A 17,890-nucleotide genomic window follows, 5' to 3' on the forward strand; every position below is an offset into this window, starting at 1 on the left:
ATTATACAATTTTTGTCTAAAGGTGCCCGATAACCTGGAAATAGGCTGCAACAATCATGCTGATTGTCACACCGCCGAGGATCAGGCTGTTCCATATTCCGAATTTCGTATCATCCTTGAGCGTCTCGAACTCGAATATACGCTGGCCTTCGGTCATCGCCTTTTTGTACCGCTGCTGGATATGTTTCGGCTTCTGGTTGTAGCCGCGCACGAACCTTGCATACAGACCGACGACAGGGATGCAGTTGCCGTATTCGCGCACTTCTCCGTAATGGATCCAGAGCGCCTTGTTGCACATCTTCTGGATCTGCCCGATGGAGTGGCTGACGAAGAAGATCGTCCTGCCCTCTTCACGGAACTGTTCCATGCGCCGTATGCATTTGTTTGCAAAGGTATCGTCACCGACAGAGAGCGCCTCATCGACGATGAGCACATCCGGATCGGTGTGGACGGCGATGGAAAAGCCCAGCCTGGACTGCATGCCGCTCGAATAGTTCTTGATCGGCCGGTCCATGAAATCCGCGAGCTCGCTGAATTCGACGATGTCTTCATACTTCTCATCGATTTCCCGCTCGCTCATGCCGTGCATCAGACATTTCATGCGGATGTTCTCTCCACCGGTCAGCTCCATGTTGAGCCCTGCCGAAATCGCGATGAGCGATGCCTCCCCATTCACTTCGATGCTGCCGGTCGAAGGTTCCGACACCCCGCCGAGCAGGTTCGACAGCGTGGATTTGCCGGAGCCGTTGAGGCCGACGATGCCGACCGAATCCCCCGGCTCCACGTCGAAGGAGACATCTTTCAATGCCTGGTAGTACTCCGTCTTCTTCTCCATGAACGGCAGGATCATGTTCCACAGTTTCTTTTTGTTCTTGGTTACGTTGTAGACTTTTGACACATTATCTACACGCACTTTATATTCCATATTCTCACATCCATATCATTTAGAGCAGGTGATCATGTCCGCCCTGTACAGCTCTTTGCCTAATCTTCCGGCGAGATTTTCGAGCGCGTGCGCATATTCGTGATAGTCATGCTGGCGGGTGATGGCAATTTTGTCCTCGATTGTCCCGTCCAGCACACTGCCGGGCTCCGTGAATGCCCACACGAAGCTCGAACTGCCCCGGTAGTCACTTAACTTCGACGGCACGTAAGGATTGAACGGCTTGATGCCGATTGTCTGTGCGTCGAATATCATCAGTATATCGAGCCTGTCTGAAAGATTCAGGAACTCGAAGTATGACACATACGGATTCAGCACGATGTAATCCCTGAAGTCACTGCCTTTGTGGAACTGCATCGTTTTGCCATTCAGGTTCGTGAACACGTGGATCCTGAAGTTGTTGATGCCTTTATCATACAGCTGCTTGGCCACGAGCTCGATCTGCCTGAATCCGCGGGTATCGTAGAAATTGCCGAAGTATGCCAGGTTGATGACCGTGTCATCCAGTTTATAGTACGACTGCACCAGACTGTAGAGTGCCGCAGGCGGTGTCGGATGCTGGCTGACCGTGGCCTTCTTTCTGATCAGTTCCTGAAGTTCCGGATCGAAGCGTTCCATCATATATCTGAGCTGATGGGTGTTCGTGAAGATCAGCTCGTCCGCGTAGAGGAACGGCAGCACTTCACACAGGTTGAAGACGTTGTCGTTCAGCAGCCCGTGATATTTTGGATCCGTATCCCGCTTCAGTCCCTCTATATACTCATCATCCTCGACCGGCGCGTATCTCTGATGTGCATTCACATCCTTGTGGAGCGGATCCGAGAATTCCGCCACCCACTTGACACCCGGGTTGTGCCGCTTGATTTCATAACCGAGGAAGTGGGACTGCGTGAACATCGCCCGGGAATAGATCTCCCCGTATTTTTCGCGGTGGTTCATGAATTGCCGGTAACCGTCATACATATAGCTCTCGATGCTGCCCCAGCTGCTGAAGGCCTGCGGCCCGTCCAGCATGAATTGGGAATCGAGCAGTTCGGATACCAGATTGAGCAGTTTGTCATCGCGCGTGCGGATGCGGTCCATGTTGTTGGAGATGATATCCACGATTTCTCCTGACTCATGAATGCGCTTTGCCATGACGTTGCCGCTCGTATCATTGTACGGCGGAAAGCAGTAGGCGAGCACCAGTTTTTTGGCGTCTCCCTTGTTGAGCGCCTTGTAGTGGATATTTTTGATGCCGATCCGCCTCATCTGTCCGATGAGCGCACCTTTGCCGATTTCACCGCGGTCCAGCATATTTTTAAGCGGCACCGTGAACTGTTCGTTGAAATGCTCGAGCATCGCCGTGGCGCTCGCGTCATACCGTTTCCCGAGTGCCTGGTCTATATGGCTGATGACCGTGAGCAGCGCTTCGGCGGAGTCCGGAAAGCCCCGGGCCGGTTCGCCGTGGATACTGACCCGCTCCGTCCGCTTCAGTTCGCCCCTGGACGTTGAAATGGTGAAGATATGCTGGAGCCAGATGTTCATGCGGAAACTCAATGTCCGATCGAATTCGTGGACGAACAGCTTGCTTGACGGCAGCAGCAGTGTGTTCTCCCGGATCAGCTTGTCATAAACACCGACATCATCCATGGCCTCCATCTGGTCGAACGTCTGATGGAAATGCCTGTAGATTTTACCGTCGACGGATTTCGCGTCGCTCACACCGCACAGTATGATGTCCGTCTGCTTCCATTCCGTGTGTCCCGCTTCGAAACGGATCGTCTGATACTCATCCAGTATGATGAAGTGCGAAAACTTCACATAGAGTTTCGCATCCTCCACCGTCCCTTTGACGGCGATCACGTTGTCATTTACAGGGACGTCTGCGAGCACTTTGTCATCTGTTGAGGCAACAATGAGCTGTATATCACCTGACACCCCGCTGAGGTTATGTGAAAGAGATGCATTCCATCCGTCCACCTGCTGGATGACGGAGACGCCGGGGGGGAGGGCAGCTCCGAAGGCCTCGATCTCATTATTGATGTAGTCGGAGTTGACATCCTGCATGTTGACCTTGAAATCAATCTTCATCTAGTGCCTCCCCTTTCTGTTCCAGTACGCCATCTGCAGGCGGCCGAGCTTCGACTTGCGGAGCCGGTCGAGGCGGTCGAGCGCCTGTTTGTATTTGTCCATTACGTTAATATAGCGGCTGGCAAGGTCCTCATCCTGTTTGAAGCCTGAAGCGGCCTTCAGATTGTCGTACCGTGACTTCAGTTCCTGATATTTGCGGCTTTCAGCATCCGCGTCACTCAGCAGACTCTCTATGATCTCCATTTCATACGTCTTGCTTTTGAGCCTGAGGTTGTGCGAGAGTACCCTGAAGCGTTCTTTTACGCCCGGGCTGCCTGCACCGGCCCCGATGATGAACCGGCCGTCCGCCACCGCAATGTCGTCTGCCCCAAGCGAGTCGAGCAGGGCTTCACTGAGATGTTCCGGACTGATAACGATGCTGATGCGCGTCTGCTCTTCCGGCGGGATCTGCTCCATCGCTGCCCTGATCTCTTCGCGGGTAAGGCTATCCACATCGATATGGAGCGTGTCAGCTTCGCCGAGTGCCATGTTTACATCTTTGCAGAACGTCGCCGCATTGTCCGCTTCCAGTATATGGCGTATGCCGCCGTCTTCAAGGTCTGTAACCCTGATCAGTCTGCTCATGACCCATCATCCCTTTTGAAATTGATGCTCACCTTTTCGCTCACGATATCAAGGTCGTTCTCATGCTGGCGGGCAAAGCCCTGCACTGTATACCTGCCTTTTGGCACATCCAGGTTGAATGTGTTGGACAGCTGGTACGGCAGTTTGAGCGTCTCCATCCTGCCCTTGCGGTCGGTCACATAGACCGCGTAGGTCATCCGGTTGCCGGTGGCGTCGATGATCACTTCGAGCGTGCCGCCCGCGTCCCTGACATGGACGTCGTTGATGCGGAGTTTCGGCGATGCGTTGTTTACAAGCTCACTCGTCTCCTCCATGATCTGTCCGATATGGCTTTCAAGGTCCCGGTATGCTTTTTCCCAGTCAACTCCAGTCACTTGTAATCACCTCCAGTTCCTTTCTGATCACTGTATCAGCCCCCGCCTGCTGCTTTATTTCGGCAGAGGCCCTTTTTGACATGTTCAAAAATCTCTTCGGGTCCCTGTACAGCCTGTCGTAGTATGCGACCATCGCGTCTACATCATCCCGCCCGGCAAGCATGCCGGTCTTATCGTGATCCACGAATTCGGGGATGCCGCCGATGGCATTTGAAATCGGCACGAGGCCGCTGCTCATCGCCTCCCCGATCGATACCCCCTGGGAGTCATGCCGGGACGGCCCGAGGAAGACGCCGTGCGCCCGGTGGATTTCAGGGATTTCGCCCTGCGGCACGAACCGTTTGTGCAGATGGACATTATCGTATTTTTTAAGCGGCTGGTTGATCTTGTCGAATAAAGGCCCGTCGCCGTACAGGTTGAACGTTAGCTTCTTGAAATAGCGCTTGCTGCTGATTTTCTGTATGAATTCAGCCGTCAGGTCATTGGCGTAGTTCCGTGCGGTGTACGGCCGTATGCTGCATATGTTGAGCCGGTCCCGCTTTTCCTTCCGGTGATACGGGAACAGCGTCTCATCCACGATGTTCGGGATGATGTAGAAGCGCTCCGGCACGACACCTGTAAACGGATCGGCGTACAGCTCCTTGAACGCCCGGGATACATAGACGAATTTGATGTTGTAGTCGCCCGTCATGATCTCACGCAGGAATTCCCGCTGGGTCTCATACGTCGTATCCCTCTTTTCAAGCTGGGCGTCGAGCTTTTTGATGTCGTCCAGGAAATTGTAGTACCGCCGGTGCCATGCTTCCGCTTCGAAGCCGTGCAGCCAGACGACGATGTTCGGCCGCTCTCCGGCCGGCAGCTCACGCACGCCGTAAAACATTTTCGGGTTGATGAAATGGAACAGCACCGTGCCGTAATGATTCTCCTTCATATATGAAGCGATCTGGTATTCATCCATGTATTTTATGTGGACACCGTCGTAGAACTTATCCTTCAGCACCTTCGTCGTGATGACGATGACATCGACGTCAAGCCCCGCCCTCTGGTAGGACTTGACGCGCCTGTGGAGGAAGCCGTTGGCATAGACTTTTTCCACAGTCGGATATGCATTGCAGATCAGCAGATATTTCTGCATGAAAATACCACCTTTATAAGTAATCGATCAGTTTATATCTGAATTTCATATGCAGATAGCTCCCTATGATGAGCAGGAAGAACGTCATGCTCCAGAAATACAGATGGTCGATGCCGTCGCCGTAGAAGAAACCGTCGCCATAGATGAGGGCGTTGCGGAACGTCTGGACGAGATAGGCGAACGGATTGAGATCCGACACCACCTGCAGCAGCCCGCCGCGCTCCCCGGCCTGCCAGAAGATCGGCGTGAGGAAGAAGCCCATCCGGATGAGGTTCTGCAGCACATTCCTGAAGTCGCGCACCAGTATGATGAGCGTACTCATCACAAGCGTGATCGCAAAGATCAGCGCAAATGATGCCACCAGGAAATAGAGCAGTCCCAGGAAGTAGAGGGGATTGCTGTACTGGTTCACGAGCGATATCAGCCCGATGATGACCGTCATGAAGAACAGGTTGATCAGGCTGTTCGTGTAGGAAATCGACAGCAGTACACTCGACGGGAACCGCATCTTGGTCACCAGCCCGAGCTGGGTATAGATCGAATTCGAGCCGATGTTGATCGCCTGGGAGATGAAAAGCCACGGAAAGAGCCCCGAAATCAGGTACACGATGAAAGGGATCTCTGCATCCGGCGCCGTTGCACCGCGCAGCCCGAGACCGAATATCATGTAGTAGATCGCCGCCTGCATCAGCGGCTGGAGTATGTTCCAGAACAAGCCGAGATAATGGTTCGAGTATTCACTTTTGATGTTGTACAGGGAAAGCTTCCATATCAGGTGGAGGCTTCTGTATTGCTCATTCAATAACTTCAGTACATGATTCATTGTATTCCCTCAAAGCGTATTTTTATGATTAACCATCATTATATTACATAATTGCCATCGATGCGTGCCGTAAGGTAAGGACGTCAGGAAAAAAGCGGACAGAAGCGGGATCCTCCGCTTCAGCCCGCAGTTTCCGGCACTCTTTTTTTCTGGCCGAGCAGCAGTCTCCTCGTGGCACCCATACGCGACATCAGCATGCCGATCATCACGGGGATGACCACGCCGAAGCACGTGAATTCGAACGTCGTCACATCGTAGTTGAGCACCGTACGGAAGAATATGTTGACCGGCAGGTGCAGATACATGATGACGATGGAATACCTGCCGACGATCTCAAGCACCTCTTTGATCCTGTAACGGGTCAGGACCGTGCTCAAGTATATCACCGGCATGAAGAACGATATTGGCACGATGATATCCATGAACACATTATTCAGCCGACCCATCTTCATGTTCATTTCGTGGGTCATGAAGCCGTTCGCATTGAGCACGATGAAAAATGCCGCAATGAGCGCAGACGACAGGGCCAGCCAGAACGAACTGTTGTATTTGACGATGAAATCCTTCGCATAATACCCGAGCGAATAATAAAGGACCGCAACCAGCACAGTGTCCATGTTCCAGAAGAAGTTGTAGGACGAAAGCACCGGAGTGTGCCCGATGACGAACAGTGCGAGGACCAGTGTCATCTGCGCCCCTCTTCTGAGCGGGCTCATGAGGCCCAGGAGAAGCTGCGTCATGAGCAGCACCGTGATGAACCAGAACACGCCGTACGGCCCCTCGAGCACCCGGCCCCCGTAGAGGAGTGTTGCGATATGCTCGAATATCATGTCCAAGTTATGTAGGTTGAATACGGCGAATATGAGTATGCCGTATGCGAAATAGGGCACCATCAGCCGGCGCGTCTTCTCTCTAGCCCAACTGGAGAAGTCACGGATCCAGACCGGCTTGAACAGTATGCCCGACAGGAAGAAAAACAGCGGAATCCGGAACCATCCCAGATAGACATCCAGGTACTGATGGCCGGCATGCCCCAGCACGACGAGTATGATGGAGAGCGCCTTTGCGATATCCAGCCACTCTATCCTTTTTGACGCCATGCGCTTCACCCCGCCCGTTTATCAGATGATTAATTATTACTTTCAGCTTGATAAATCTTATCATCTTTCATGTCAGAATGTCATTTGAAAGCCGGCTGAAACCCCCTCCTTTACACAATCTTTACAATCGGACGGATTGCTCGGGGCAAAAAACACCCCGGGAATAAAATTCCCGGGGTGTTTTTCCATGGTTCCTTATAAGTGGATCTTTTCAAGCGCTTTGATGAAGACTTCCTTCTCCTCCTCATCGAGCTCTGACACGATCTGATCGGACAGTTCGCATATCGCATCCTCCAGATTTACAAGCGTCCTTTCGCCGAGATCTGTCAGATCGAGGTGCGTGGCGCGCTTATCTGCCGGATCCGGTTCCTTTTGGATGAAACCGCGTTCATCAAGCCTTGTGATTGCCCGGGACACGGAAGTCTGTTTCTTCTTGAACCGTTCGACGAGCAGCTTTTGTGTAATGCCGGGCTCTTCGGCGATCATCTCAATGATATACAGCTGATCCCGCGTAAGATTCCCCTTCTCGGTTTCAAATTCTGCAAGATGATCTATTTTAGCATTGAGCAAATAGATGTATCTGCATACATTCCGTGTATTTGTTTTAGCTGTCACAGACATCCCGACTTTCTCCGCAGTGTATTCGTGATAACTCTACTATCATTATACACAACCTGTATACACAAAAAAACATATTAATTCACAAACGGCCGTACTTTCAGTCTATTCACTTTCTTATCTTCTCCAGCTGTTCTTCTGGTATGTAGCCGACCGAGCACTCTTCGCCGACCTGCACGTAGGCGGGGATGTGCCGTCCGCGCGCATCAAGCGCTTCGCCGCGGGTCCTGAACCGGCCGATGATGACGACAATCCGGTGGATGAGCACGTTGATGTCATCGAGAAATTCCTGGCTCAGTCGCTCCGGGTCAAAATGGATCACCGGATTTTTCTTCTCCTTCGCCGGCAGCGTAATCGAACGCAGCCACTTCAGTTCATCCGGCGTGAGGGCGCTTCGTTCCTTCAGTTCCACCCGCAGGAACGGCGAGCGGCCCGTCCCGCTGAAGGCATCATCATACTGGTCCCTGAAATGGAAGAACTCGAGCCCTGCATCTTCCATACGGATAAAATACTGTCGGCGCTGCTGCTGCACGTAGAATAAGGTGCCCGCCCTCACCGGTTCCACTTCGGTCAGTTCATGGAGTTTGCCGGCCGTCTCGAGGAGGTTCGAATAATCCAGCAGTATTCGACCGGCGAGGGTATTCCCCTTTACCCGCCTCTCGGTCAGTGTAATCGTCATATCCGTATTGTATATCTCGGCCCGCTCACTTTCCCCGAACAGGTGATGCAGGGTAACGGACATGAGATCTTCATCCTCCAATCCTTTCACTTTGAGCCCGCCGGTGAAACTTTCGTTCACGAGGTCCTGCCGGGCGAGTGCCGTGACAAGTTCAGCCACTGTACTGCCTGCGTCGATGGTCACTTTCTCTATCGTGAGTTTCGTATCCCTGATCTTCACTTTAAGCTTCATCTGATACCCTCTCTTTTTCGTATGCTAACAGGTTTCCGAGTATGTCCACCCGGAGTGCCGCGAGGTCCGGATCTTCATAGAATGCGCGCACTTTGACGTCCGCGAGCTGGGAATCCGTCTCCGGCATGGTCCCCGTGATGAATGCCGTGAAAGTCACGGCATAGTCCTCTTTCGGGTTCAGCGCCTGGTACGGTACGTAGAAATCTTCCGCGTTATTGTTGAAGAACGCCTCTTTTTCGGGGTCCGACTTGTATTTGTTCTCAAGCCATTTGTCGCCGTACTGGCTCCAGAAGCGCTCGATGTAGCCGGCGAGCAGCGCGTCCTGCTCCAGGCAGTCGAGTTCCGTGCCGCCGCAGCCGTCCGTGAAATCCCCGGCCGGCAGCGAATGGATGTGCCCGTATTCATGGATCAGCGTGCGGTACTGGGCGGCCCGGTTGGTGTTGTCCCGGATATCGACGCCGAGCGTCGTGCCATCTGCCTGTATGTCGACGTAGGCGAGCGTGTTGCCCTCGCCGTCCGAGAACAGGTTGAAGCCGGTGACCGTGGTGAGGCGTTCCGGCGGAATGATGGCGGTGAACCTGTGCCATATCTCCCGGAATTCCTCCTCCGTGCCGACCGGCAGTGTATTTTCATGCACCGGGTCGGCGAGGTTCAGCTCGTCGTCCACTCTGTATGTGATGTAGTCTGTGCGGCTCCTGTTCTCAATGAAGATGTGCGGCTCCTCATCGATGTCGATGTAATCGGAAAGTTCGTCGAGATACCGGTCGCCGAGCTGTCGACATTCTTCTATGGTGGCACAATCCGCATGGTCCACCGGCTGCTGCCAGTCGATGTCGGTTTCATATTCTTCCCCCGGCCCGCTCAGCTGCTCGAGCAGCAGTATCCCGCCGCCGATGACGAGGGCGGCGGCCAGGGCGAGGGATGCAATCTGCAGGAGAAAACGGCCCGCATCATGGAGCGCTGTCTTCGGCATTTCGTCCGGGGCGCGTTCCACCGGAGTCCGACCGATGATACCGGCGTCCACCAGAATGCCCATTATGGTATCAAGTTGCCTGTGATAGCCGGGTTTCGGATATTCCGCGCCGTCAAGCGCATGGATGTGGACATTCTCCCGCCGGCTTGTGACCGGATACTCGCCGCATGTGAAGACATGTGTTTCGATATCGTTGTTGTTTGCAACGGCCATGAGTATCCTGAAATCCCGCTCGGCGATGTCCGTTGACAGCACGAACACATCGGCATCATGGAACCAGTGGCCGAACCGCCGGTCAGACTTCACCGTTTCATAATTGTTGCTTCCGGCGTCAAACCCGCTGTCATACAGGCGCCCGTATGCCGCCGACACCTTGCCGGCCCGCCGTGTATCGACACCGTCCGCACGCAGCGACTTCTTTACTGCATCTGTGATCTTCGTCTCTTCAGTGCTGAAATTCGTATGTATATGAGTTTCGCTCGTGGAATGGCGCCCGATGAGTGATGCAATCTTGAATCCGCCGGCAGTTTCGATGTGGGCCGTGTTTTCCGTATCGATATAAATGCCGCCGGCCGCCAGTATCTTCATCACACCACCCCCTCACCTGTCCCCATTATCCTAAACTGGCCGTGAAATTAAAAGGGATTGCCCGGAATTTACAGAAAGTTTCGTTATTGTGGGGCCGGTTCATGTCAAGCTGCGCCGGATGGCGTACCTCGCATTCTGCTCCTTGATCTTGATCAGCCGGTCGTTGACAACGAGCGCCTTGCTGTACTGCTTCTCGCAGAACGGGAAATCCGCATGCACGTCCACATGCGTCCCGTCGCTGAAGTGGATGATGGTCGTGCCGGGTGTTGATCCCGGGGTGAAGCGCAGGAAATGGTACAGGTTCACCCAGAACTGATTTCTCTGCCGGCTCACCGTAATCGGGAACAGTACAAACTGCAGCTGCTCATCGAGGATGATCGGCCCCTGCCTGTGGATTTCGTGTGCCTTTTTCAGATAGGTGCGGCGCGCCTTGATGGTCGAGCCGTATGTATGGAGCAGCAGTTCATCGATCAGTGATTCGGACGGTTTGGCCGAAGGCAGTGTGCGGCCGTTCTTATATACCATGTGACAGAGGAACTCGGGGTGCTGCACCGGTTCGATGTAGAACACGCCTGCGTTCAGCGGATTTTCAGTATTCATGGTTCACCTCAATGTTGTTATGTCTAGCCCATTACTCAAGATAATTATAACTCAACTTCAAGTTATTTAACATATAATTAACAAAATATTTTAAATAGTTAACTCAGTCGCGGTCTGGGTGTTATTTCGGGCGGCTATGTCATTCGTTTTCCCGAGTCCGGCGGCGCTATGATGGATGCATCCGGAAATACTTTCAGATGTATCGATACATCACAGGAGATTGTGATGACAGATTTTGATGATAATAAAAGCACAGAATACATTGATGCGGACGACCGTGCATTCGACCGGCGCATCATGGAGTATGAACCCATGATCCAGAGCATCATCGGGCGGCTGAATGTCCGCTTCGACCAGGACGACTACATGCAGGTCGGGCGGCTCGCCGTATACAACGCATTATCCACTTTTGATGACATCGCCGCCCGCGGCGCCACCGAATCACAGTTCGTCTACACCCGCATCTACCAGCGGATGGTCGATGAGATCCGCCGCGTGTCGCGCTACACGAACAACGTCAGTGCGACCGATGACGACGTTTTGATGGAGAATACGGGTGCATCCGGCAATGATGCGGTTCTGCTCGGTGAGCTCCGCGACATGCTGGGCACGCTCGATTGCCGCGAACGGCAGTGGCTGCTGCTGACACTTGACGGCTACACCGTTGTCGAGATCGCAGCAGCCTCCGGGTTCAGCGTGTCGAGCGTGAAGAACTGGCGCCGGAGTGCCCGGGCGAAACTTGGTGCGCTGCGCGGGTGACGGGCGGCGGACTTTCGTGCGGATGCGTGTTTTCATCCTGCCGGATTGGTGTAGGCGGTTGACAATTATTTTGTAAATCGGCCGGAATGTTGATTACAAATGGCGCAAAAAGTAGTATAATGTCTTACATCATTGTTGTGGAGGTATGACGCATGGCAGATGTAGATGAAGAAGTAGTTGCGGCGAAGGTCGGCAACATCGTATCGTTTGACGGCATGAAAGGCAAGGTTGAGAAGGTGAATGACAATTCCGTCATTGTCGACATCACGATCAACGACAGCTTCGACGAGCATGAGATGTTCGAGAAGACGGTGGTCAACCACAAACGGTACACGATCATAGAAGAATAGTATTTCCTATATTGGTTTGGAACCCCGGCCCCTCTGTTGTGAGGGTGTCGGGGTTTTTTCTGGTGTCAAGGGCGGAATTCCGGTGTGTTTTGGCAATTTCTTCTATTATTCGGGGATGCGGTGGTGAAATGGTGCCGGTTTTGCGAAATCTGCTTTTTTAATTCTGAAAAGATCAAATCGGCATCTTTTAGGCATATATAGGGTAAAGGGCTTTTTATCATGAATTTTGGAGGCAGATATGTTCATTACTGAGAGGAACAGGTCGAAGCAGCATGTATACTTTGAAACTTTGTCGGGACGTGCGGACCTTGATCGGAAGGAGGCGGCGGATCTCGGGCGGTACCGTTCGGGGTATTCGGGCGAGTGTGAATATGACGCGGTGCTTGATGCGGTCGGGCATGACAATCTTTTCGTTTTCCGGGATATATGGCTTAGGGTCGGCGGCGCTGAGGTCCAGTTCGATGCGCTGATCGTGGCGGATAATGTTTTGATTGCGAACGAGATCAAAAATTACAGCGGCAATTATTCGTATGAGAACGGTGTGTGGAGGGTGCGCGGCCAGCAGATTTCCGAGGACCCCGTCAGTCAGCTCGGCCGCGCTGCCGGGAAACTAGTGAAACTCCGCAATGAGTCGGGGTTCCAGTTCGATATTGAGAAGGAGATTGTCTTCATCAATCCGTATTTCATTTTCGGGGGTGATGCGGGTGACGGCGGTTCCAGGCAGTTCATCATGCGGAATCGTCTGAAGCAGTACTTCCGCAGTCTCGGCAATCATACATCCGGCCGTTCCGCGAAAATCCTGTCCGAGGAAATAGCGGGACGCATCATTGCCGATCCCTATCCGGTCCCGGAAACTGACTGCGGGCGGCTCAGGCTGGGCGCGAACTGTTTTAAGTGCGGAATTTTTGACGTGGAGATGAAACGGTTCGTGTCCGTGTGCCGCGGGTGCGGCTATACCGAGACCGTCGAAAGGCTGGTCGTCCGCACTGTGGTCGATTTCGCAGTGTTGTTCCCGGGCGAGGAGGTGACGAAAAAGAAGATTTTCGACTTTCTTGGTGAATCAGTGGATCTGCAGAGGATTCAGCGGCTGATGAAAAAGTATTTCCCCATTGTTCCAAACAGTTCCCGTACCCACTACAGGGTGGCTGATAATAATCCGGTTAAAATCTTAACAGGTGGAGGCTATTCTTCACATTACGAACACGATCCGGAATTTATGTTTGAAATGCATCCAAGGATAAACAAACTGCAGGCGAATTATCTGTAAAAGATGGTGCTCTTATTATTGATCTGGGATCGACGATAAGAGAACGGCCGCTCTTGTTGTCGATCCGGATTCGATAATAAGAGAATGCGTTGGCTTATTGTCGTTTTGGAATCGATGATAACCCAGGGGGTGGCGCTTATTATCGTTCAGTGATCGAAGATAAGAGAAACGTCTGCCTTATTATTGAATCAAAATCGGTGATAAGAGAGGGGGGTGCTCTTATTATCGATTCGAAAACGAAGATAAGAGCGGCTCTCCGCTTATTCCCGATTCGAAAACGAAGATAAGAGCGGCTCTCCGCTTATTCCCGATTCGAAAACGATGATAAGAGCCGACGTTTGCTTGTTCCCGATCGGCAATCGACGATAAGAGCGGCCGCCCCTATTCCCGATCTGAAAACAACTATAAGGCGCCCCGGTTTTTATTAACAAAAAAACACCCGCGCGGGGTGCTTTACAGATGATAGTGCACCAGATCCAGGAGGTTGTAGTCTTCGCTGAGCTGGGAGACTTCCTGGTCAATGCGGGCGACGGAGTGGCCAAGGTATTCATATGTGGTGGTGCGGGTTTTGAAGTTCAGGGAGACGTGCATCACCTGGCTGTTGTGGTGGTGATGGTACATCGGCACGCGGCCGTCTTCGGGCACGTTGTAAGTTTCGTACTTGGAGGCCGAGATCCGCGGGCTCAGAACGACTCCGGCCGCACTGCCGGCATCGTCCCCGCCGGCATCAGCTCCGTCCGTCTCACCGCCGTCCGCCTCCGGCCCGGGGCTGCCGGTGATGAGCATGCCGACACCTTCCATGTCCTCGTGGACGGCGGCCGTTTCACCGTCCCAGTCGGAGATGCAGACGATGACGTAGTCGGGGTCGACGGAATCATATATATAGCGCAGCCAGCGTTTCACCGAGCTGCCAAGGCCCGAGATGTGCAGTGTCGGATCCCGGTCTCCTTCCTCGGGGATGAAATCCCCGCCGTAGCCACTCACAACGACGAGTTTCATGCCGTTGATCGTGAACATCTGGTACGGCTCGCCGAAGAACGGCTCCTTCGTCATCGGATGGGCGACGTTGCAGTTCATCCACGGGAAATTCGAAAAGCTCAGCGCGCGGCGCAGCTTCGACACGTTCGAGAGGTCCTGGTGGTTGAAGACGCCGAAATCGTACTGCATGTAGTTCATGCACGTGATTGCCGGATTACGCGGCTGTGAGAAATCCTGGTCGATGCCCATCGAGCCGCCGAGGTCCGACAGCAGAATGTGCGTATTCTCTTCAAGCGCCAGCCCGCGCTTGTATTTGGACACCTTCGACAGGCTGACCCCCGCCCGTGTGCCGAGCGACCGGTTCAGGTGCTGGGTGATGATGAGGCTGATGCTGAAAAACTCCTGCATGGAATTCCCCTTCCTTTCCAAAAATCTATCGGTTCAGACGAAATTCAAATTCAAATGGACCGTGCGGATAAAAACCCCTAGCCGATCAACAGGCGCTCTTTCGGGAAGCGGTACGGCAGTTCGTGCTGGCGGCCCCCGATGCTGAACAGGAATGAGATGAAGCCGATGCGCCCGATGAACATGAACATCATGATGATGACCTTGCTCGGGGCGCTGAGCTCATCCGTGATGCCGGTCGACAGCCCGCATGTGCCGAAGGCGCTGGTCACTTCGAATATGACATCGATCAAATCGAAACGGCTGTCCTCGATCACCGTGATCGACACGATGCCGGAGAACACCAGCACGACGGCAAGTGAAATGACGGCGAAGGCCCGGTGCAGGTCTTCGCGTGCGATTTCACGGTTGAAGACATTGACACGGCCGCGCCCGCGGCTGAATGCAACGAGGAACAGTATGACGAGCGCGAGCGTCGTCGTGCGGATGCCGCCGCCCGCTGAACTCGGGCTCGCGCCGATGAACATGAGGCCGCTCATGACGACCTGTGTGCCGTCGGCGAAGTGGGCGGGGTCGACGGTAGTGAGCCCGCCGCTCCGTGTGGTCGAGGACGCGAAGAAACTGTTCGAGAGCGTCTTGAACCACGTGTCATCCCTGAAATAGTTCTGCGATTCCATGACGAATATGAAGAACGTACCCACCAGGAGCAGGAGCCCGTACGTCGATGTCGTCACTTTGGTGAACAGCGAGAAGCGGAATTTCTTATGCCTCCGGCTCAGGTAATCCCGGACTTCAAGCAGCACCGGGAAGCCGATGGCCCCGAGCATGATCTGCAGCATGACCATGAGCTGCAGGAAATAGCTCTCCGTATAGTCGAGCAGCGAGTTGCCGAACAGATCCATCCCCGCATTCGTCGTCGCTGACACGGACAGGAAGATTCCAGTCATGAGCGAATGGCTGATGCCGCCCCCATGTGCCATGAAATAGATGATGTATATGAATGCGCCGACGATTTCTATGATTATCAGCGTCTTGAATATCTCGACAACGAGCCGGACGACGCCGGACAATTTGGTCTGGTTGTTGTCCACCATGATCTGCATGCGCTCGCGGAGGCCGATGCGGAACCCCAAGAACACCCATATCAGTGTGCCGAGGGCCATGATGCCGATGCCGCCGAGGTTCATGATCAGCATGATCATGATGTAGCCGCCCGTGTTGAATGTCTCCGCAATGCCGACCGGCGTGAGGCCGGTGACCGACAGCGCCGAGGCGGCGACGAATATCACGTCGATCAGTTGTATGTCCTTATCTCCCCGGTAGAACAGAGGAAAGCTGAGCAGCAGTGTCGCAACGGACAGCGCCAGCAGATAGTAGATGAATATCCAGCGCTGCGGACTCATCTTGTGTAAAAAACTTTTCAGCCACCTAAGCATCGATGCACCTTCTTTCAATTACTACCAGTATACAAAAAATCATTTCAAATGACATCCCGTTTTTTTGTGTGCATCCGGGCATCCCTCCGCCTTCATCCATACCCGTTTTCAGTGGGGTATAAGACTTTCATCCCCAAAAGAAAAAGCCGGCCCGAGGGCCGGCGGCAATACTACTCCAGGGTGACTGTCGTCTCCTGTTGTTCGCCGTTTCTGTAGAATTCGATTGTCATCTCTTCGCCCTGCTCTTTTTCATAGTACAGGTACTGGCGCAGCTGGAGCATGTTCTGGATCGGCTCGCCGTCGAGTGACACGATGACGTCGTACTGCTCGAGTCCGCCGTCTGCGGCCGGTGTGCCTTGCTGCACGTTGCTGACGATGACGCCTTCTGTGACGTCTTCCGGCAGATTCATTTCACTGGTCAGTATTTCGGTCGGCACCGTGTAGAGGTCCTGAAGCTGGATGCCGAGGTAAGGGCGTGTGACTTCGCCGTTCTCCTCGAGCTGTGTGACGATTTCCCTGACTTCGTTCGACGGTATCGCAAAGCCGATGCCTTCGACGGTCGGCATGCTGATCTTCATGGAGTTGATGCCGATCAGGTTGCCGCTGGCGTTGACGAGCGCCCCGCCGGAGTTGCCGGGGTTGATGGCCGCATCGGTCTGGATGACGTTGGACTCCCAGTCGTAGTTGCCGTCGCCGTCGATGTCGACGGGCACGCTGCGGTCGAGGCCGGAGACGATGCCGCGGGACACGGAGCCGGAGAATGCCTCTCCGAGCGGTGAACCGATGGCGATTGCCGTCTCGCCGACGAGCAGCTCGTCGCTGTCCGCGAATTCGATGGCGCTGTCGATCTCGCCGCGGTCGACTTCAAGTACGGCGAGGTCCGTCCAGACGTCGGCACCGACGATGGAGGCTGTGAGCTGTTCACCGGACTCGAGGTTGACCTGGAGCTCTTCGGCCCCTTCGACGACGTGGTTGTTCGTGACGATGTATGCCGTGTCCTCAGTCAGCTTGTAGATGACGCCGGAGCCGGTGCCCGCTTCCTCGGGTTCCGCTTCCGGATTGTCAGCCATGCCCGGCATGAATGATTCCGCCTTCTGCAGGTTGATGACGGACACTACGGATTTCTTGGCCTTCTGGATGGCCGCGGTCGTATCGGTGATGCCGTCGGCGGAGTTGCCGCTGTTCTCCTCGATCTGCTGCTTGATGTCCTCAAGCTCGTTGCGGGAATCCTCCGGCACCGCCTCCTGCTCCGATTCGACGGCCGTCTCTTCGCCTTCCTGGATGCCGGTGCCTCCGTCATCACTTCCGAAGAAGTTGAACAGAAGGAGCACAGCCAGGGCGCCGATCGCGCCCATGATGAGCGGCACCAGCCATAAGAGGCATCCGCGGCGTCTTCCGCCGCCGGAACCGCGCCCGTCATCACCCGGCGGGCCGCCGCGCCTGTCATCCGGTTCGTTCGGACCGATGTTGTCGCCGCCCCGGTTGCCTGCCGGAATCACGCCGACGCCGCCTGCCGGCGCCGAGCGGTCGCCGTAGCCGCCCTCGCCCGGATGATAGTCCCGGTCCGGATCTGCGTCTTCCTTCTGTTCCTGCGTCGGCTGGTTCGGCGTCGGTGTCGGCGCTGCGTTTTCCCTTGGATCCGTGCCGAAATCTTCGTCCGGGGCCGGCGTGGGATTCTGGTTCGGGTTCAGGTCCGGATCGGTGTGGGACGCCGGAGGCGTCCCTTCGCCGTCCGCACCCCTCCGGGCTCCGGGGTCGTCCTGGAATTCACGCGTGCGCTCCGCCTCCTGCTGGCGCTCTGCCTGCTGTCTCGCGTCATCAGGCGCGAATTCGCGCCTGTCTTCCGATGAAAAGACTCTGCGTTTGCGGCGGTACTGTTCTCTCGGAATGATATGTTTCTCTCCTTTATCCAAGTGCGACGCCTCCTGTCAAAA

The 17,890-nt window shown here is 54.4% G+C and carries 17 protein-coding genes; 3 read left to right on the forward strand and 14 right to left on the reverse strand.

Annotated elements, in window-relative coordinates:
* Positions 1 to 16 precede the first annotated feature (16 nt).
* From WN59_RS10315 to WN59_RS10365, 11 genes are all read right to left on the reverse strand, one after another.
* On the reverse strand, positions 17 to 925 hold the full coding sequence (locus WN59_RS10315; protein WP_046516886.1) for an ABC transporter ATP-binding protein: 909 nt from the start codon (positions 923 to 925) through the stop codon (positions 17 to 19).
* A gap of 15 nt (positions 926 to 940) precedes the next feature.
* Positions 941 to 3,016 (reverse strand): hypothetical protein, encoded by a 2,076-nt coding sequence (locus tag WN59_RS13340; protein ID WP_052747401.1) that lies wholly within the window; start codon positions 3,014 to 3,016, stop codon positions 941 to 943.
* Positions 3,017 to 3,640 carry a hypothetical protein gene (locus WN59_RS10325; protein WP_046516889.1) on the reverse strand — a complete coding sequence of 208 codons (624 nt, stop codon included), beginning with the start codon at positions 3,638 to 3,640 and terminating at the stop codon, positions 3,017 to 3,019.
* On the reverse strand, positions 3,637 to 4,014 hold the full coding sequence (locus tag WN59_RS10330) for a hypothetical protein (protein WP_046516893.1): 378 nt from the start codon (positions 4,012 to 4,014) through the stop codon (positions 3,637 to 3,639). The genes WN59_RS10325 and WN59_RS10330 overlap by 4 nt, the downstream gene beginning before the upstream one ends.
* Positions 4,001 to 5,149, reverse strand: coding sequence for a glycosyltransferase family 4 protein (locus WN59_RS10335; RefSeq protein ID WP_046516896.1), 1,149 nt, complete (start codon positions 5,147 to 5,149; stop codon positions 4,001 to 4,003). The genes WN59_RS10330 and WN59_RS10335 overlap by 14 nt, the downstream gene beginning before the upstream one ends.
* Before the next feature lie 13 nt (positions 5,150 to 5,162).
* A complete protein-coding gene (locus tag WN59_RS10340) occupies positions 5,163 to 5,972 on the reverse strand; it encodes an ABC transporter permease (RefSeq protein ID WP_046516899.1) in 810 nt (269 codons plus the stop codon).
* 119 nt (positions 5,973 to 6,091) lie between these two features.
* Positions 6,092 to 7,072 (reverse strand): acyltransferase family protein, encoded by a 981-nt coding sequence (locus tag WN59_RS10345; RefSeq protein ID WP_046516903.1) that lies wholly within the window; start codon positions 7,070 to 7,072, stop codon positions 6,092 to 6,094.
* Between the two features lie 195 nt (positions 7,073 to 7,267).
* The gene (locus WN59_RS10350; RefSeq protein ID WP_046516905.1) at positions 7,268 to 7,693 is read right to left on the reverse strand and encodes a MarR family winged helix-turn-helix transcriptional regulator; all 426 of its coding nucleotides are present in this window, start codon (positions 7,691 to 7,693) and stop codon (positions 7,268 to 7,270) included.
* Between the two features lie 106 nt (positions 7,694 to 7,799).
* Positions 7,800 to 8,600 carry a hypothetical protein gene (locus WN59_RS10355; RefSeq protein WP_046516907.1) on the reverse strand — a complete coding sequence of 267 codons (801 nt, stop codon included), beginning with the start codon at positions 8,598 to 8,600 and terminating at the stop codon, positions 7,800 to 7,802.
* Positions 8,590 to 10,161: a hypothetical protein gene (locus tag WN59_RS10360; RefSeq protein ID WP_046516909.1), complete on the reverse strand. Its 1,572-nt coding sequence runs from the start codon at positions 10,159 to 10,161 to the stop codon at positions 8,590 to 8,592. The genes WN59_RS10355 and WN59_RS10360 overlap by 11 nt, the downstream gene beginning before the upstream one ends.
* Before the next feature lie 99 nt (positions 10,162 to 10,260).
* Entirely contained in the window at positions 10,261 to 10,761 is a 501-nt protein-coding gene (locus WN59_RS10365) for a competence protein ComK (RefSeq protein WP_046516911.1), read from the reverse strand.
* A gap of 171 nt (positions 10,762 to 10,932) precedes the next feature.
* Here WN59_RS10365 and WN59_RS10370 point away from each other — a divergent pair, with 171 nt between their 5' ends.
* The 3 genes from WN59_RS10370 (at position 10,933) to WN59_RS10380 (ending at position 13,137) form a co-directional block, all read left to right on the forward strand.
* Positions 10,933 to 11,520: a sigma-70 family RNA polymerase sigma factor gene (locus WN59_RS10370; protein ID WP_046516914.1), complete on the forward strand. Its 588-nt coding sequence runs from the start codon at positions 10,933 to 10,935 to the stop codon at positions 11,518 to 11,520.
* 152 nt (positions 11,521 to 11,672) lie between these two features.
* Positions 11,673 to 11,870 carry a YkvS family protein gene (locus tag WN59_RS10375; protein ID WP_017548075.1) on the forward strand — a complete coding sequence of 66 codons (198 nt, stop codon included), beginning with the start codon at positions 11,673 to 11,675 and terminating at the stop codon, positions 11,868 to 11,870.
* A 238-nt stretch (positions 11,871 to 12,108) separates the two neighbouring features.
* On the forward strand, positions 12,109 to 13,137 hold the full coding sequence (locus WN59_RS10380) for an NERD domain-containing protein (protein WP_046516919.1): 1,029 nt from the start codon (positions 12,109 to 12,111) through the stop codon (positions 13,135 to 13,137).
* A gap of 453 nt (positions 13,138 to 13,590) precedes the next feature.
* Here WN59_RS10380 and WN59_RS10385 read toward each other — a convergent pair whose 3' ends face one another.
* From WN59_RS10385 to WN59_RS10395, 3 genes are all read right to left on the reverse strand, one after another.
* Entirely contained in the window at positions 13,591 to 14,523 is a 933-nt protein-coding gene (locus WN59_RS10385; RefSeq protein WP_046516923.1) for a bifunctional UDP-sugar hydrolase/5'-nucleotidase, read from the reverse strand.
* A 77-nt stretch (positions 14,524 to 14,600) separates the two neighbouring features.
* Positions 14,601 to 15,956: a TrkH family potassium uptake protein gene (locus WN59_RS10390; RefSeq protein ID WP_046516927.1), complete on the reverse strand. Its 1,356-nt coding sequence runs from the start codon at positions 15,954 to 15,956 to the stop codon at positions 14,601 to 14,603.
* A gap of 170 nt (positions 15,957 to 16,126) precedes the next feature.
* A complete protein-coding gene (locus WN59_RS10395) occupies positions 16,127 to 17,869 on the reverse strand; it encodes a S1C family serine protease (RefSeq protein WP_046516932.1) in 1,743 nt (580 codons plus the stop codon).
* Positions 17,870 to 17,890: the final 21 nt, after the last annotated feature.

The sequence above is a fragment of the Salinicoccus sediminis genome (genome assembly GCF_000986795.1).
In the GTDB taxonomy this organism is placed as follows: Bacteria; Bacillota; Bacilli; order Staphylococcales; family Salinicoccaceae; genus Salinicoccus; species Salinicoccus sediminis.

Excerpts from the sequence above, each read along its gene's own strand:
- WN59_RS10390 (WP_046516927.1), bottom strand. The coding sequence starts at position 15,956 with ATGCTTAGGTGGCTGAAAAGTTTTTTACACAAGATGAGTCCGCAGCGC.
- WN59_RS10350 (WP_046516905.1), bottom strand. The coding sequence starts at position 7,693 with ATGTCTGTGACAGCTAAAACAAATACACGGAATGTATGCAGATACATC.
- WN59_RS10335 (WP_046516896.1), bottom strand. The coding sequence starts at position 5,149 with ATGCAGAAATATCTGCTGATCTGCAATGCATATCCGACTGTGGAAAAA.
- WN59_RS10375 (WP_017548075.1), top strand. The coding sequence starts at position 11,673 with ATGGCAGATGTAGATGAAGAAGTAGTTGCGGCGAAGGTCGGCAACATC.
- WN59_RS10325 (WP_046516889.1), bottom strand. The coding sequence starts at position 3,640 with ATGAGCAGACTGATCAGGGTTACAGACCTTGAAGACGGCGGCATACGC.
- WN59_RS10315 (WP_046516886.1), bottom strand. The coding sequence starts at position 925 with ATGGAATATAAAGTGCGTGTAGATAATGTGTCAAAAGTCTACAACGTA.
- WN59_RS10355 (WP_046516907.1), bottom strand. The coding sequence starts at position 8,600 with ATGAAGCTTAAAGTGAAGATCAGGGATACGAAACTCACGATAGAGAAA.
- WN59_RS10340 (WP_046516899.1), bottom strand. The coding sequence starts at position 5,972 with ATGAATCATGTACTGAAGTTATTGAATGAGCAATACAGAAGCCTCCAC.
- WN59_RS10365 (WP_046516911.1), bottom strand. The coding sequence starts at position 10,761 with ATGAATACTGAAAATCCGCTGAACGCAGGCGTGTTCTACATCGAACCG.
- WN59_RS10360 (WP_046516909.1), bottom strand. The coding sequence starts at position 10,161 with ATGAAGATACTGGCGGCCGGCGGCATTTATATCGATACGGAAAACACG.
- WN59_RS10385 (WP_046516923.1), bottom strand. The coding sequence starts at position 14,523 with ATGCAGGAGTTTTTCAGCATCAGCCTCATCATCACCCAGCACCTGAAC.
- WN59_RS10370 (WP_046516914.1), top strand. The coding sequence starts at position 10,933 with ATGGATGCATCCGGAAATACTTTCAGATGTATCGATACATCACAGGAG.
- WN59_RS10380 (WP_046516919.1), top strand. The coding sequence starts at position 12,109 with ATGTTCATTACTGAGAGGAACAGGTCGAAGCAGCATGTATACTTTGAA.
- WN59_RS13340 (WP_052747401.1), bottom strand. The coding sequence starts at position 3,016 with ATGAAGATTGATTTCAAGGTCAACATGCAGGATGTCAACTCCGACTAC.
- WN59_RS10345 (WP_046516903.1), bottom strand. The coding sequence starts at position 7,072 with ATGGCGTCAAAAAGGATAGAGTGGCTGGATATCGCAAAGGCGCTCTCC.